The organism is Streptomyces sp. NBC_01515 (assembly GCF_045040345.1).
Lineage (GTDB): Bacteria > Actinomycetota > Actinomycetes > Streptomycetales > Streptomycetaceae > Streptomyces.
Window position 1 is genome coordinate 7,693,058 of sequence record NZ_CP109416.1, and the last position, 16,361, is coordinate 7,709,418.

Sequence of the window (16,361 nt, forward strand, 5' to 3'; positions counted from 1 at the left end):
GGGGATTCTTTTGCGTATATTCAATGGTTCGCGACTTCATTGGAATTAGGTCGCAAAGAGGCTTAGTGAGCACAGTATATATGTCCGGGAGTGGAATTGTCAAACAGCGATGAAATTCACGGTGAGCAGGAATTCATCGACGGTCTGTACGCACGCGTGGACGCGCTGCGCGGCGCCACCGAGGACTCCGTCACGGACGCGCTCGGGCAGGGCAACACGCCCATGCAGGCCCGGCTGGAGCGGGACATCCTGGTCGCCGAGCGCTCGGGGCTGCTCGCCGCGCTGAACGCCGTGGACGGCTCGCTCTGCTTCGGCCGGATCGACCTGACCTCCGGTGTCACCCACCACATCGGCCGTATCGGCATCCGCTCCGACGACGCCGACCTCACGCCGATCCTGATCGACTGGCGGGCGGATGTCGCCCGCCCCTTCTACCTGGCCACCGGCCACACCCCGATGGACCTGCGCCGCCGCCGGCACCTCACCACCGACGGGCGCCGCGTCACCGCCCTGCACGACGAGATCCTCGACCTCGGCGACGCCACCCGCACCGGCCACGAGGACCCGAGCGGCGACGCCGTCCTGCTCGCCGCGCTCAACTCCGCGCGCACCGGCCGGATGAGCGACATCGTGCAGACCATCCAGGCCGAACAGGACGAGATCATCCGCGCGCCCCACCGCGGGGTGCTCGTCGTCGAGGGCGGCCCCGGCACCGGCAAGACCGCCGTCGCGCTGCACCGGGCCGCGTATCTCCTCTACGAATACCGGGAGTTGCTCGCCAAGCGCGCGGTGCTGATCGTCGGTCCGAACCCCGCGTTCCTCGGCTACATCGGCGAGGTGCTGCCGTCGCTCGGCGAGACCGGCGTGCTGCTGGCGACCGTCGGCGAGCTGTTCCCGGGAGTGAAGGCGACGGCGACCGACAGCCGGGCGGCGGCCACCGTGAAGGGCCGCGCCGACATGGCCGACGTCCTCGCCGCCGTCGTACGCGACTGGCAGTCGCTGCCCGACCCGGTGATCGCGATCGAGCACGACCGCGAGATCCTGATGCTCGACGACGGTCTCGTACGGGTGGCCCGCGACCGCGCGCGCGAGGCCCAACTCCCGCACAACGCGGCCCGGGAGCACTTCGAGGGCCACATCCTCAACACGCTCACCGAGATGGTCGCCGAACGCATCGGCACCGACCCCTTCGACGGCAGCAACCTCCTCGACCCCAGCGACATCACCCAGATCCGCGACGAACTCGCCGAGAACCCCGAAGTCTGGGCCGCCATCGACCAGTTGTGGCCGCGGCTGACCCCGCAGTACCTCGTCGCGGACTTCCTCGCCGACCCCGTGGGCTACGTCTCCGACGACGACGCGGACGCGATCCGCCGCCCGGTGACGCGCGAGTGGACCGTGGCGGACGTACCGCTGCTGGACGAGGCCGCGGAGCTTCTCGGGCGGGACGACCGGGTGCGGGTGGCGCGGGCCCAGCGGGAGCGCGAGGAGCAAGTGTCGTTCGCGCAGGGGGTGTTGGACGTGTCCTTCGCGTCCCGGACGTTCGAGTTCGAGGACAAGGAAGAGGGCGACCCCGAGGGTTCCGAGGTGCTGTCGGCGCACGACATCATCGACGCGGAGCGCTTCGCGGAGCGGCATGAGGAGGAGGACCACCGCAGTGCCGCGGAACGCGCGGCGGCCGACCGGACCTGGGCGTTCGGGCACATCATCGTCGACGAGGCGCAGGAACTCTCCCCGATGGCCTGGCGGTTGCTGATGCGGCGGAGTCCCACGCGGTCGATGACGCTGGTCGGTGACCCGGCGCAGACGGCGGAGGCGGCGGGTGTCGGCTCGTGGTCGGAGATCCTCGCCCCGTACGTCGAGGACCGCTACGACCACACCCGCCTCGGCGTCAACTACCGCACCCCCGCCGAGATCATGGACCTCGCGGCGGCGGTCGTCCGCGCGGAGAATCCCGGCTTCGAACCGCCGAGTTCGGTCCGGACCACTGGGGTACGGCCTTGGGTGCGGGCCACTGACGATCTGCCGGGTGCTGTGGCCAAGGCCGTGGGTGAACTGACCCCCGCGGAGGGGCGTTTGGCGGTGATCGCGCCGCGGGATCTGCATCGGCGGTTGGCTGCGCGGCTGGACGGGGTGACGGCGGGGGAGGAGCCGGATCTGACGCGGAGTGTCGTTCTGCTGGATCCTCGGCAGGCCAAGGGGCTGGAGTTCGACTCGGTGTTGGTTGTCGAGCCGGGGCGGTACGGGACGAGTGATCTGTACGTGGCGCTTACTCGGGCTACGCAGCGGTTGGGGGTGTTGCATACGGGGGCGCTGCCGCTGAGCTTGGCGGAAGCGGGGGCGGTGTGACGGGGTGACGGTGTGATGGCGGGCGGTGTTGGTGTGGGCGTCCTGGGGGCTGCGCCCCCAGACCCCCATCGGCCTGGACGGCCTCGTCCTCAGACTCCCCCAGAGGGGGGACCCCCAACGGGCTGACCAATGCCGGCCGGCGTCAGCAAGTGCTGAACAGGCTGGATTTTGCCGGCCGGCGCCTGCAACGTCAGGTTGCTACGCGGGGCGCAGCCAGACCGTCGCGAGCGGGGGCAAGGTGACTCGGATGCTGGTCGGGCGGCCGTGCCACGGTTGGGGTTCGGGCTTGATGGGGTCCGGGTTGGTGATGTCGCTGCCGCCGTAGAGGGCCGTGTCGGTGTTGAGGGTCTCGTGCCAGGCGGGGATGTCGTCGGGGGTGCCCAGGCGGTAGTCGTGGCGGACTACGGGGGCGAAGTTGCTGATGGCGAGGAGGGGGGAGCCGTCGGTGTCGTAGCGGAGGAAGGCGAAGACGTTGTCCTCGGCGGCGTCGCCGGTGATCCACTGGAAGCCGGTCGGGTCGGTGTCGAGTTGCCAGAGGGCGGGAGTGTGGCGGTAGACCGTGTTCAGGTCGCGGACGAGGTCGCGTACGCCTCGGTGGTCGGCCTCGGCGCCGTAGGCGGGGTCGAGGAGCCACCAGTCCGGGCCGTGGGTCTCCGACCACTCCGCGCCCTGGGCGAACTCCTGGCCCATGAAGAGGAGTTGCTTGCCGGGGTGGGCCCACATGAAGGCGAGGTAGGCGCGGAGGTTGGCGCGTTGCTGCCACCAGTCGCCGGGCATCTTCGACACCAACGAGCGCTTGCCGTGGACCACTTCGTCGTGGGAGATGGGGAGGACGTAGTTCTCGCTGTAGGCGTAGACCATCGAGAACGTCATCTCGCCGTGGTGGTGCTTGCGGTGGACGGGCTCGTGCGACATGTAGTCGAGCGAGTCGTGCATCCAGCCCATGTTCCACTTCAACCCGAAGCCCAGGCCGCCGAATCCGCCGGGTCCGATGTGGTGCGTGGCGCGGGTGACGCCGTCCCAGGCGGTGGACTCCTCGGCGATGGTCACGACGCCGGGCACCCTGCGGTACACGGTCGCGTTCATCTCCTGGAGGAAGGCGACGGCGTCGAGGTTCTCCCGGCCGCCGTGCTCGTTCGGGGTCCACTGGTCCGGTTCGCGTGAGTAGTCGAGGTAGAGCATCGAGGCGACCGCGTCCACGCGCAGGCCGTCGATGTGGAACTCCTCGCACCAGTAAACGGCGTTCGCCACAAGGAAGTTGCGGACCTCGCGGCGGCCGAAGTCGAACTCCAGGGTGCCCCAGTCGGGGTGCGCGGCCCGGAGCGGGTCCTCGTGCTCGTACAGGGGGCGGCCGTCGAACTCGGCCAACGCCCAGTCGTCGCGCGGGAAGTGGGCCGGGACCCAGTCCATCAGGACGCCGATACCGGCCTGGTGCAGGGCGTCGACCAGGAACTTGAAGTCGTCGGGGGTGCCGAGGCGGGCGGTCGGGGCGTAGAAGCCGGTGACCTGGTAGCCCCACGAGCCGCCGTAGGGGTGCTCGGCGACCGGCATCATCTCGACGTGGGTGAAGCCCAAGTCCTTGACGTAGGCGGGGAGTTGCTCGGCGAGCTGGCGGTACGTCAAGCCCGGGCGCCAGGAGGCGAGATGGAGTTCGTAGACGGAGAGGGGGGCTTTGTGGGCGGGGAGTTCGGTGCGCTGGGCGAGCCACTCCTCGTCGTTCCACTCGTAGTGCGAGGCGTGGACGATCGAGGAGGTTGCGGGCGGGACCTCGGTGCGGCGGGCCATGGGGTCGGCGCGCATCGTCTTCGAACCGTCGGGCCGGGTGATCTCGAACTTGTACAGCTCGCCCTCGCCGACACCCGGCATGAACAGTTCCCAGACACCGGTGCCGCCGAGTGAGCGCAGCGGGGCGCCTGTTCCGTCCCAGAAGTTGAAGGTACCGGCGAGGCGTACGCCTTGCGCGTCCGGCGCCCACACGGTGAAGCGGGTGCCGGTGACCCCCTGATGCGTCATCGTCCGTGCCCCGAGCGCCTGCCACAACTCCTCGTGCCGGCCCTCACCGATGAGGTGCAGATCCAGATCACCGAGCGCGGGGAGGAACCGGTACGCGTCCTCGACCTCCTGCACGGTGCCCTCGTAGGCCACGGCGAGCCGGTACTCCGGCACACCCTGGAGGGGCAGCACCCCGGAAAAGAACCCGTCCCCGTCATCATGCAACTCGGCCTTCAACTGCCCTGCCACGACGGTGACTCCGAGGGCGAACGGCCGGAATGCGCGGAAGGCCACTCCGCCGGGGACCGGGTGGGCGCCGAGTACGGAGTGGGGGGCGTGGTGGGTTCCGTGGAGGAGGCGGTCGCGGTCCGGGGCGTCCAGGGCGGGGGAGATGGTGGGGGTTGGGGGAGGGGTGGGGGTTGAGTTGGGGGTGGGGGAGGTCGGTGGGGTGGGCTGTGTGGCCAGGTCTGGGGTGTTGGCTGGGGTCGGCAGCGGGGCGGGGGCCGATACCGGCGGCGTGGCCGGAGCCGGCGCCGGAGCCGGAGCGGCGGGCGAGGTCGGTATGGCTGACGGGGGCGCCGGTGTGACCGACTTCAGATCCGGGGTATCGGCCCGGGTCGGCAGCACCGCCGGAGTCGGAGTGGTCGGCGAGGTGGACGGGGTCGGCAGTGTGGCTGACCCCGACTCCGAGGTGTCGTCCGGGGTTGGCAGCACAGCCGGAGCCGGTGCGGTGGGCGGTGTCGATGACGTGGTCGGCTCTGCATCCTCGGTCGCCGCCAGCGGCGTGGCTGACTCGGAAATGGGACCGGAATCCGAGGTGGGATCCGACTCCGAAGCGAGATCCGACTCCGAGGTGGGACCCGACTCCAAGGTGGGACCCGGCTCCGACGTGAGACCCGGCTCCAAGGTGGGACCCGGCTCCGACGTGAGACCCGGCTCCGGGGCGGACGCGATGCCTGGGTCAGCAGCCGCCTGACCCGGTGTGGAGGCCGCCTGCTCTGCTGCGGAACCTTCCTGCTCCGGTGCGGAAGCCTCCTGCTCCACTGAGGAAGTCCCCTGCTCCGGTGGGAAAGCCCCCTGCTCCGCTGCGGAATCTGCCCCCTCCGACAAGGGTGCGGCGCTTTCCCGCGCGGGAGAAGCCGCTCCCTCTCGTTCGGCAGTCTCCCTGTCCGGCGTGGGAGAAGCCGCCCCCGAATCCACCCCCGTGTCGGCACTCACCATCCTCCGCGTGGAGTTCTCGTCGGCCGCGATCGTCTTCCTGGCCAGGCCCTTCTTCGCCGAGTTCTTCTTCCCGGCACCCTTCTTGGCGGCGACCTTCTTGGTCACGTCCTTCTTCGCTGCGGCCTTCTTCGTCACGGTCTTCCTCGCGCTGCTCGTTTCCGCCACGACGTCTTCTGCCGAGCCCGTCTCCGCCGGGATCTTCGCCGTCACGTTCGTCCTCTTCGCCGTACCGGTCTTCGCGGCGCCCGTCTTCGTCATGGCCTTCTCCGTCGCAGCTTTTGTCGCCGAGGTGTCTTCCGCCGAACCAGTCTTCGCCACGGCGTTCTTCTTAGTCGCTTGCTTGACGGCGGCCTTCTTGATCACGGCGTTCTTAGCCGTCGCCTTGGTCGCCGCCGCCTTCTTCGTGCCGGCGTTCTTCGTCGTCGCCCTCTTGGCCGCGGCCTTCCCGGGCTCCGTGGTCTCGCCCGGCGGGTCCTTCTTCGCCGTTTTGGCTCCGGCCTCTCCCGGCTTGGGCGTTTCAGCCCGCGCGTCCTTCGTCGCCGTCTTCTTGGCTGCCGCGTTTCCGGGCGCAGCCGTCTCGGCCGACGCGTCCTTCGCCGCCGTCCTCTTGGCCCCGGCCGTGCTGACCTTCTCGGGCGCAGCCGTCTCAGTCGCCTCGGCCGGCGTGTTCTTCTTCGCCGTTTTGGCCCCGAGCTTCCCAGGCTTAGCCGTCTCAGCCAGCGCGTCCTTCGACACCGCCCTTTTGGCCCTGGCCGTGCCGGCCTTCCCGGGCGCAGCCGGCTCAGTCGCCGCCCCCTCCGTACCGGCCTTCTTCGCGGCGGCGCTCTCCGTCTCGCCCCTCTTTTTCGTCGCCTTCTCCGCAGCCGCCCCCTCGCCCGCACCCCTCTTGGCCTTGGCCTTCTTGGCCGTAGCCTTTTCTCCCGCTGCCTTCTTGCCGGCAGCCCCCTTAGACGCGCTTCCCTTAGCCGCGCCCTCCTTGCCCACCGCCCCCTCGCCCGCAGCCTTCTCCACAGCACCGGCGGCCTTCTTCACGGTGCTGTCGCCCCCCTTCTCCGCAGAAGCCGTCGGCTGTACTTCCGCACCGCTCTTCGCCTCAGCCGGTTTCTTCCTCGGCTTCGGATCAGAACCGTTGGACGGGGGACGCGGGGTCACGGGGGGAGCCTCCTGGGCGGGGTGAGGGCGGGGTGGGTCAGGTGGTGGGGTCGGGGTTGGCCAGGCGGCGGGCCGCTGACAAGGGGACCGGGAGCCAGTCGGGACGATGGCGGGCCTCGTAGAGGACTTCGTAGATCGCCTTGTCCGTCTCGTACGCGCGCAGCAGCACCGGATCCGTCCGCGGATCCACCCCCGTCACCTCCGCGTACCCCGAGCAGTACGCCGCCCGGCACATGTCCGCCCAGCCCGGCGCCGCCGGTGTCGTCGAGTGGGCCGCGTAGTCGAAGGAACGGAGCATCCCCGCGATGTCCCGTACCGGAGGCTGGGGCATACGGCGTTCCGCGAGGGGCCTGGACGGCTCGCCCTCGAAGTCGATCAGGGACCATTCCCCGGAGGGCGAGTGCAGGCACTGGCCCAGGTGCAGGTCGCCGTGGATGCGTTGGGCGGTCCAGGTCACACCCTCCGCCGCCAAGTCTCCCAGCGCTGAGAACGCCGAGTGCAGGCCCGGGGCGTACGGGCGGAGTGCCGGGACCGCCTGTGCCGCCGCGTCCAGGCGGTCGGTCATGCCGGTGACCAGCTGTTCCAGTTGCGCGTGGCCCAACGTCATCGTCGGCAGCGCTCGTGCCAAGGCCACATGGACCTCCGCCGTCGCCCTGCCCAGCGACCTCGCCTCCGCGCCGAAGTCCTCGCCCTTGGACAACTCGCTCAGCGCCAGTTCCCAGCCGTCCGCCGCGCCCTGCACGAAAGGTTGGAGGACTCCCAGGACGTAGGGCTTGTCGGCGAACTCCGCCCGTAGCCACGCCGTCGGGGCCGGTACCCGGGGGCAGCCCTCCAGGGCGAGAGCCAGCGGGAGTTCCAGGTCCGGGTTGGTGCCGGGGACTATCCGGCGCAGCAGTTTCAGGATGTACGTATCGCCGTAGACCACCGATGAATTGGACTGTTCGGCCGTCATCAGGCGCGGGGTCAGGCCGGGGGCGATGTCCGGGGCGTCCGGAGCCCGTTCGAAGCGCAGCCCGCCGATGCGGGCCTGGGTGCGCAACGCCTCCAGGAGCACCTCGGCGGGCCGGGGGTCGTACAGGGCCTCGTACACCGTGTGACCGGCGAGCGGGCCCTCCTCCACATGTCCGATGAGCGCGGGCGCGAGCCGGGGTGGCAGCGCCTCGCGCACGCCTATGAGGAGTTGGTAGCAGTCGCCGGGGTTGGGGGATTGGTGGGCCTGGACCAGGAGGTGGTGGAGGCCTGGCTTGTTGCCGTCCAGCGGAAGCAGCTCGGTCGCCGCCACCAGCGTGAAACCTGTGACGGGACGGCCCTTGCCCGCGAACCATCGTTGCCTGGGCAGCCACTCCCGCAGGAGGGGGTCCAGTGACGCGAGGAGGTCCGGACCGGGACCCGGACTGGTCCGGCCGGAAATTGTGACAGTCTCCGCCATAGGTGTCACATTCCTTTCCCCGGGGGTGGGTCGGGGTGTCACTGTTGCGTGCCCCGGGCGGGGCGGGGGAAACCGAAACCGCCCCGCCCCACCGGGATCCAGCCCGGATCCGGCAGCGATCTAGGCGGCTTCCTTGCGGAGCCGGAACCAGTAGAAGCCGTGCCCCGCCAGCGTCAGCAAGTACGGCAGCTCTCCTACGGCCGGAAAACGCACCCCGCCGAACAGTTCGACCGGATGCCTCCCATTGAACGCCCGCAGGTCCAGTTCCGTCGGCTGCGCGAACCGGGAGAAGTTGTTCACGCACAGCACGAGGTCGTCCTCGTACTCGCGCAGGAACGCGATCACCGCCGGATTGGACGACGGCAGCTCCCGGTACGAACCCAGCCCGAACGCCAGGTTCTGCTTACGGATCTCGATCATGCGGCGCGTCCAGTGCAGCAGCGACGAGGGCGACGACATCGACGCCTCGACGTTGGTGACCTGGTAGCCGTAGACGGGGTCCATGATGGTCGGCAGCGACAGTCGGCCGGGGTCACAGGACGAAAAACCTGCGTTGCGATCCGGTGTCCACTGCATCGGCGTGCGCACGGCGTCGCGGTCGCCGAGCCAGATGTTGTCGCCCATGCCGATCTCGTCGCCGTAGTAGAGGATCGGCGAGCCGGGGAGGGACAGGAGCAGGGCCGTGAACAGTTCGATCTGGTTGCGGTCGTTGTCCAGGAGAGGGGCCAGGCGCCTGCGGATGCCGATGTTGGCGCGCATACGCGGGTCCTTCGCGTACTCGGCCCACATGTAGTCGCGTTCCTCGTCGGTGACCATCTCCAGGGTCAGCTCGTCGTGGTTGCGCAGGAAGATGCCCCACTGGCAGCTGGACGGGATCGCCGGGGTCTTGGCCAGGATCTCCGAGACGGGGTAGCGGGACTCCCGGCGGACCGCCATGAAGATCCTCGGCATCACCGGGAAGTGGAATGCCATGTGGCATTCGTCGCCGCCGCTCTGGAAGTCGCCGAAGTAGTCGACGACGTCCTCGGGCCACTGGTTCGCCTCGGCCAGCACCACCGTGTCGGGGTACTGCGCGTCGATCTCCTTGCGCACCCGCCGCAGGAACTCGTGGGTTGCCGGAAGGTTTTCGCAGTTGGTGCCCTCGGCCGCGAACAGGTACGGGACCGCGTCCAGCCGGAAGCCGTCGATGCCCAGGTCCAGCCAGAACTTCAGCGCCGAGATGATCTCTTCCTGTACGGCCGGGTTCTCGTAGTTGAGGTCCGGCTGGTGGGAGAAGAAGCGGTGCCAGAAGTACTGCTTGCGGACCGGGTCGAAGGTCCAGTTGGAGGCTTCGGTGTCGACGAAGATGATGCGGGCGTCGGGGTACTGCTTGTCGTCGTCGGCCCACATGTAGTAGTCGCCGTACGGGCCGTCGGGGTCTTTCCTCGACTCCTGGAACCACGGGTGCTGGTCGCTGGTGTGGTTCATGACGAAGTCGATGATGACGCGCATGCCCCGCTGGTGGGCGGAGTCGACGAACTCGACGAAGTCGGCCAGGTCGCCGAATTCGGGGAGTACGGCGGTGTAGTCCGAGACGTCGTAACCGCCGTCCCGCAGGGGGGATTTGAAGAAGGGCGGTAGCCAGAGGCAGTCGACGCCGAGCCACTGGAGGTAGTCGAGTTTGGCGGTGATGCCCTTGAGGTCACCGACGCCGTCGCCGTTGCTGTCCTGGAAGGAGCGGACCAGGACCTCGTAGAAGACGGCGCGTTTGAACCACTCGGGGTCCCGGTCCTTGGCGGGAGTGTCCTCGAAGGTGTCCGGGACGGGCTCGTTGACGATCATATGGTGGGTGACCCTCCGATCTGCGGGGACGGTCGCAGGACGGTGAGGATGTGTGCGGGCCGGTTACCCGGCTCCAGGCGCACATAGTTGGCCCTGCCCCAGTGATAGGTCTCACCGGTGAGCTCGTCGCGCACCGGCACCGACTCGTGCCATTCCAGGCCGAGTTGCGGCATGTCCAACGAGACCGTGGCCTCCTGGGTGTGGTGAGGGTCGAGGTTCGCGACCACCAGAACCGTGTTCGAACCGCTCCGCTTCGAGTACGCGATCACCGCCTCCTGATCCACATCGTGGAAGTGGAGGTCGCGCAGCTGCCGCAACGCCGGGCTGCGACGCCGGATGTCGTTCAACTTGCCCAGCAATGGCGCGATGCTACGTCCTTCCCGCTCGGCCGACACCCAGTCGCGGGGACGGAGTTGGTACTTCTCGGAGTTGAGATACTCCTCGCTGCCGGGCCGCAACGGTGTGTTCTCGCACAACTCATACCCGCTGTACACCCCCCACGTCGGGGCGAGGGTGGCGGCGAGGACCGCGCGCAGTTCGAAGGCGGGGCGGCCACCGTCCTGGAGGAACTCGTGCAGGATGTCCGGGGTGTTGACGAAAAAGTTCGGCCGCATGTAGGCCGCCGCCTCGCCCGACAACTCGCCCAGATACTCGGTGAGTTCCTGCTTCGTGTTGCGCCAGGTGAAGTAGGTGTACGACTGCTGGAACCCGACCTGCGCCAGGGTGGCCATCATCGCGGGGCGTGTGAATGCCTCGGCCAGGAAGATGATGTCCGGGTCGGTGCCGTTGATCTCGGCGATCACCCGTTCCCAGAACACGACCGGCTTGGTGTGCGGGTTGTCCACGCGGAAGATCCGTACCCCGTGGTCCATCCAGTGCCGCAGCACGCGGACGGTCTCCGCGATGAGGCCGTCCAGGTCCCGGTCGAAGGCGATCGGGTAGATGTCCTGGTACTTCTTCGGCGGGTTCTCCGCGTACGCGATCGTCCCGTCGGGGCGGTGGTGGAACCACTCCGGGTGCTTCTCCACCCAGGGGTGGTCGGGTGAGCACTGGAGGGCGAAGTCGAGTGCGATCTCCATGCCCAGCTCGGCGGCCCGCGCGACGAACGCGTCGAAGTCCTCCAGCGTGCCCAGCTGCGGGTGGATCGCGTCGTGCCCGCCCTCGGGTGAGCCGATCGCCCAGGGGACGCCGACGTCCTCCCGCCCTGCGGACAGGGTGTTGTTCGGGCCCTTGCGGAAGGTGCTCCCGATGGGGTGGATCGGCGGCAGGTAGACGACGTCGAAGCCCATCGCGGCGATGCCGTCCAGGCGTTTCGCCGCCGTGCGGAAGGTGCCGTGGGGCTGGGCCGGGGTGCCCTCGGAGCGCGGGAAGAACTCGTACCAGGCGCCGTAGAGGGCCCGCTCCCGCTCGACGAGCAGGGGCCTGGGCTCGGAGGTCGTGACCAGTTCCCGCAACGGATACCGGGCCAGTACCCCGTCCACCTCCGGCGTCAGCGCGGCGGCGAGGCGGGACGCGGGTGGGCGGGTCTCGTCGCGGAGGGCGGTGACGGCGGCGCGGAGGACGGGGCGGAGGCCCTTGCCCTTCGGGACGCCGGAGATGGCGCGTTCGTACAGCCGCGCGCCCTCCTCCAGGACCAGCTCCGTGTCCATGCCGGCCGGGATCTTGATCTGGGCGTGGTGGCGCCAGGTGGCGACCGGGTCGCTCCAGGCCTCCACGGTGTAGGTCCACCGGCCGGGTTCGCCGGGTGTGACCGTGGCGCCCCAGCGGTCGGAGCCCGGGGCGAGCTCCCGCATCGGGGTCCACGGGCCGGGGCGGCCGTCCGGGTCGTGGAGGACGGCGTTGGCGGCGACCGCGTCGTGGCCCTCGCGGAAGACGATGGCCGATACCTCGAACGCCTCACCGGTCACCGCCTTGGCGGACCGGTGGCCGTGCTGGACGACCGGCCGGACATCGAGGACGGGGATGCGTCCGATGCCGGGCGATGTGCCGTCCGCGGAGGGTGGCTCCGGGGCGGGTGGTGCCGTGCCGGCGGGGCGCACGGGGGGCGTGGCCGTGCCGGATGTCGGGGGTGGTGACGAGTGGTGCGTGGCGGGCATGACCGCTCCTGTCCGCGTCAACGTGGGTGTGGGCGGATGGATGTGGGGAGGTGGGTCCTGCGAAGGAGATCCCGTGGTGCGTCTGGGGGGCGTACCGGTGGAGCCTTCCCACCCTATTCGGGTTAGCAATCCGGCAGGTTGCTAACTACTTACGCGCAGATCTCCACAGAAAGATCCGGCCCCGTCCAGGGCGAACGGGGCCGGAGCCGTCACTCTCGCACTACGACCGCGGTACTTGCAGAAGTTTGTCCGGCGAACCGGGCCCCGCGCCGGACACCTTCCCGGAAACCGCCCCCGCGACGAGTGCGGCGGAGACCTGTGCCGGGGTGGCACGCGGGTGACCGGCGAGATAGACGGCCGCCGCGCCGGCCGCGTGCGGGGACGCCATCGACGTACCGGAGAAGGTCGCCTTCCCCGTGTCGCTCGCGTACGACGCGGAGGTGATCGAGACGCCCGGGGCGAACAGGTCGACGGCCGGGCCGACGTTCGAGAAGGCCGCCCGGGCGTCGGTCCTGTCGGTGGCGCCGACCGTGATGGCCTCCTTCACGTCCGCGGGGGAGTACCGGCCGGCCTGCTGTCCGTCGTTGCCCGCCGCGACCGTGTACGTGACACCGGAGGCGATCGAATTGCGTACGGCCGCGTCCAGCTGGGCGTTGCGGATGCCGCCGAGGCTGAGGTTGGCGACCGCGGGCTTGTGCGCGTGCCGGGTGACCCAGTCGATACCGGCGATGACCTGCGAGGTCGTACCGGCTCCGGCGTTGTCGAGGACCCGTACGGCGACGACCTTGGCCTTCTTGGCGACCCCGTACGTGGTGCCGGCGATCGTGCTGGCGACATGGGTGCCGTGGCCGTTGCCGTCCTGGGCGGTGGCGTCGTCGTCGACGAAGTCCCAGCCGTAGCTCGCCCGGCCGTCGAAGTCCTTGTGGGTGATGCGGATGCCGGTGTCGATCACGTACACCGTCACCCCGCTGCCCCCGGACACCGGCGAGGTGTAGCTCTTGCTCAGCGGCAGGCTCGGCTGGTCGAGCCGGTCGAGGCCCCAGGACGGCGGATTGCGCTGGACGCGGTTCGCGGCGCCACGGCTGCTGCCGTCCAGGGTGACGCGGGTGTCCTGGTAGACCGAGGCGACCCGCGCGTCCGCCGCGAGGAGTCTCGCCTGTCTCTCGTTCGCCTTGATGGCGTAGCCGTTGAGGGCCGTGCCGTAGGTGTGGCTTATTTTCGCCCCGTACTTCTCGGCAAGGCCCTTGCCCGCCGTCGACGGAGCCTTCGTCCCCCCTTTCAACGTCACCAGGTAACTGCCGCTGACGGAACCGGGTTCACCGGCGCCGAGTATGGTCCCCTCCGGTGCGGCGTGCGCGGGCAGGGTGATGGCCGAAACGACCGCGGCCGTGATGACCGCGGTCAGACCCCCCGCCCGACGCAGACGCCGCGTGCGCGTCCGTGCCATGTCGAGTTCCCCTCCTTCAACTCTCCACTGGGCAGCCTCTCGTGAGGCGCGAAGCACCACAAGGGCGCATGAGGGGCCCTTATTAGTTCAGGGCGGTAGTAATCAGCCCGTTGGGGTCTGGCGGCGAAGCCCCCAGCAACGCCCACACCATCACCGGTACCGTCATCACACACGACGACACACATAGCCGTGTGTCATCCAGCGAAGCGCCGAGGTGGAGCTGTGAAGGCGATCCGTCGATTCACCGTCCGTCCCGTTCTCCCCGAACCCCTCCGACCTCTCAGCGATCTGGCGCGCAATCTGCGCTGGTCCTGGCACGCCGACACCCGTGATCTCTTCCAGTCCGTCGATCCCGAGCGCTGGGCCGCCTCGGAACGCGATCCCGTACGACTCCTCGGCAGCGTCTCCGCCGAGCGGCTCGCGGAGCTGGCCGAGGACGGCCGTTTCCTGCGCCGGCTCACCGAGGTCGCGGGCGACCTCGCCGACTACGTGGGCGGTGACCGCTGGTACCAGGCCCAGTCCGGTGAACTGCCCGCCGCCGTCGCCTACTTCTCCCCCGAGTTCGGCGTGACGGCCGCCCTGCCGCAGTACTCCGGCGGCCTCGGCATCCTCGCCGGCGACCATCTCAAATCGGCCAGCGACCTCGGCGTACCGCTGATCGGCGTCGGACTCCTCTACCGGCACGGCTACTTCCGCCAGTCGCTGTCCCGGGACGGCTGGCAGCAGGAGCACTATCCCGTCCTCGATCCCAACGAACTCCCGGTCGCGCTGCTGCGGGAGGAGGACGGTTCCCCGGCCCAGGTCGCCCTGGCGCTGCCCGGCGGGCGTTCGCTGCGCGCCCGGATCTGGCTCGCGCAGGTCGGCCGGGTGCCGCTGCTGATGCTCGACTCGGACGTCGAGGAGAACGACGTCGGCGAACGCGGCGTGACCGATGTCCTCTACGGCGGCGGCAGCGAACACCGGTTGCTTCAGGAGATGTTGCTCGGCATAGGGGGTGTGCGGGCGGTACGGACGTACTGCCGCCTCACCGGTCACCCCGAGCCCGAGGTGTTCCACACGAACGAGGGACACGCGGGCTTCCTCGGCCTGGAGCGGATCGCCGAACTCTGCGACGCGGGGCTGGACTTCGACGCGGGGCTTGAGGCGGTGCGGGCCGGCACGGTGTTCACCACGCACACGCCCGTACCGGCCGGAATCGACCGTTTCGACCGGGAGCTGGTGGCCCGGCACTTCGGTTCCGAGGCCGAACTCCCGCGCCTGGACGTCCAGCACATCCTGAGCCTCGGCATGGAGACCTACCCGGGCGGCGAACCCAACCTCTTCAACATGGCCGTGATGGGCCTGCGGCTGGGTCAACGGGCCAATGGCGTCTCCCTGTTGCACGGTCAGGTGAGCCGCGAGATGTTCTCCGGTCTCTGGCCCGGGTTCGACGCGGAGGAGGTGCCGATCACCTCCGTGACCAACGGAGTGCACGCGCCGACCTGGGTCGCCCCCGAGGTGTTCCGGCTGGGCGCGCGGCAGATCGGCGCCCAGCGCACCGAGGACGCGCTGACGGTGGGCGGTTCGGACCGCTGGGACGCGGTCGCGGAGATCCCGGACCAGGACATCTGGGAACTGCGCCGCGATCTGCGCGAGCAGTTGGTGGTGGAGGTACGGGAGCGGCTCCGCGCGTCCTGGCGTCAACGCGGCGCGGGATCGGCCGAGTTGGGGTGGATCGACGGTGTCCTCGACCCCGACGTCCTCACGATCGGATTCGCGCGCCGTGTCCCGTCGTACAAACGCCTGACGTTGATGCTGCGCGACCGGGACCGGCTGATGGACCTCCTCCTGCACCCCGATCACCCGATCCAGATCGTGGTGGCGGGCAAGGCGCACCCGGCGGACGACGGGGGCAAGCGGCTGGTGCAGGAGCTGGTGAAGTTCGCGGACGACCCGCGCGTCCGGCACCGGATCGTGTTCCTGCCCGACTACGGCATGGCGATGGCGCAGAAGCTGTACCCCGGCTGCGACATCTGGCTGAACAACCCGCTGCGCCCGCTGGAGGCGTGCGGCACGAGCGGGATGAAGGCGGCCCTGAACGGCTGCCTCAACCTCTCGGTGCTGGACGGCTGGTGGGACGAGTGGTTCCAGCCCGACTTCGGCTGGGCGATCCCCACGGCGGACGGCACGGGCACGGATCCCGACCACCGGGACGACGTGGAGGCCGCGGCCCTCTACGACCTCCTCGAACAGCGGGTCACTCCGCGTTTCTACGAGCGAGGTCAGGACGGGCTGCCGGACCGCTGGATCGAGATGGTCCGCCAGACGTTGACGTTGCTGGGTCCGAAGGTCCTTGCCGGGCGCATGGTCCGGGAGTACGTGGAGCGGCTGTACGGCCCCGCGGCCCATGCCCATCGCGCCATGACCCCGGACGCGGCTCGTGAACTGGCCGCCTGGAAGGGGCGGGTGCGGGCCGCTTGGCATGGGGTGACCGTCGATCACGTGGAGACGTCTGCGGCTACGGCCACTGCCGAACTCGGTACGACGCTCAATCTCCGGGTGCGGGTGGGGCTGGCGGGCCTCGCCCCGGACGACGTGGAAGTGCAGGCGGTGTCGGGGCGGGTGGATCCGGAGGACCGGATCGGCGACGCGACTACGGTCCCCTTGAAGCCGGCGGGGGGTCCGGATGCGGAGGGGCACTGGTTGTACGAGGGGCCGCTCGCCCTTGATCGCACCGGGCCCTACGGGTACACGGTCCGGATCCTGCCCGCGCACCGACTGCTGGCGTCCGGTGCGGAGTTGGGGTTGGTGGCGGTGCCCTCCGAGGACGGGGTGGAGGGGGCCGGGGTTTTGATGCGGTAGCACTCCGTCGGGA

Annotated in this window: 8 protein-coding genes; 3 read left to right on the forward strand and 5 right to left on the reverse strand. The window is 69.6% G+C overall.

Going from position 1 to position 16,361, the window contains the following annotated elements:
• The first annotated feature begins 114 nt into the window (after positions 1-114).
• Positions 115-2,349 (forward strand): HelD family protein, encoded by a 2,235-nt coding sequence (locus OG407_RS34940; RefSeq protein WP_405868778.1) that lies wholly within the window; start codon positions 115-117, stop codon positions 2,347-2,349.
• A 198-nt stretch (positions 2,350-2,547) separates the two neighbouring features.
• On the opposite strand, the gene glgB is transcribed toward OG407_RS34940, so the two are convergent.
• Positions 2,548-4,938: a 1,4-alpha-glucan branching enzyme gene (gene glgB, locus OG407_RS34945; RefSeq protein WP_405868780.1), complete on the reverse strand. Its 2,391-nt coding sequence runs from the start codon at positions 4,936-4,938 to the stop codon at positions 2,548-2,550.
• A gap of 631 nt (positions 4,939-5,569) precedes the next feature.
• Between glgB and OG407_RS34950 the strand changes: the two genes are divergently transcribed.
• Entirely contained in the window at positions 5,570-6,739 is a 1,170-nt protein-coding gene (locus OG407_RS34950) for a hypothetical protein (RefSeq protein ID WP_405863426.1), read from the forward strand.
• 12 nt (positions 6,740-6,751) lie between these two features.
• Here OG407_RS34950 and OG407_RS34955 read toward each other — a convergent pair whose 3' ends face one another.
• From OG407_RS34955 to OG407_RS34970, 4 genes are all read right to left on the reverse strand, one after another.
• Positions 6,752-8,143 carry a maltokinase N-terminal cap-like domain-containing protein gene (locus OG407_RS34955; protein WP_405863428.1) on the reverse strand — a complete coding sequence of 464 codons (1,392 nt, stop codon included), beginning with the start codon at positions 8,141-8,143 and terminating at the stop codon, positions 6,752-6,754.
• 120 nt (positions 8,144-8,263) lie between these two features.
• Positions 8,264-9,964, reverse strand: coding sequence for a maltose alpha-D-glucosyltransferase (gene treS / locus OG407_RS34960; protein ID WP_366489974.1), 1,701 nt, complete (start codon positions 9,962-9,964; stop codon positions 8,264-8,266).
• A complete protein-coding gene (locus tag OG407_RS34965) occupies positions 9,961-12,060 on the reverse strand; it encodes an alpha-1,4-glucan--maltose-1-phosphate maltosyltransferase (RefSeq protein ID WP_405863430.1) in 2,100 nt (699 codons plus the stop codon). Before OG407_RS34965 ends, treS begins: the two co-directional genes overlap by 4 nt.
• A gap of 220 nt (positions 12,061-12,280) precedes the next feature.
• A complete protein-coding gene (locus tag OG407_RS34970) occupies positions 12,281-13,507 on the reverse strand; it encodes a S8 family peptidase (RefSeq protein WP_405863432.1) in 1,227 nt (408 codons plus the stop codon).
• 222 nt (positions 13,508-13,729) lie between these two features.
• Here OG407_RS34970 and OG407_RS34975 point away from each other — a divergent pair, with 222 nt between their 5' ends.
• Positions 13,730-16,348 (forward strand): glycosyltransferase family 1 protein, encoded by a 2,619-nt coding sequence (locus OG407_RS34975; RefSeq protein ID WP_405863434.1) that lies wholly within the window; start codon positions 13,730-13,732, stop codon positions 16,346-16,348.
• Positions 16,349-16,361 lie beyond the last annotated feature (13 nt).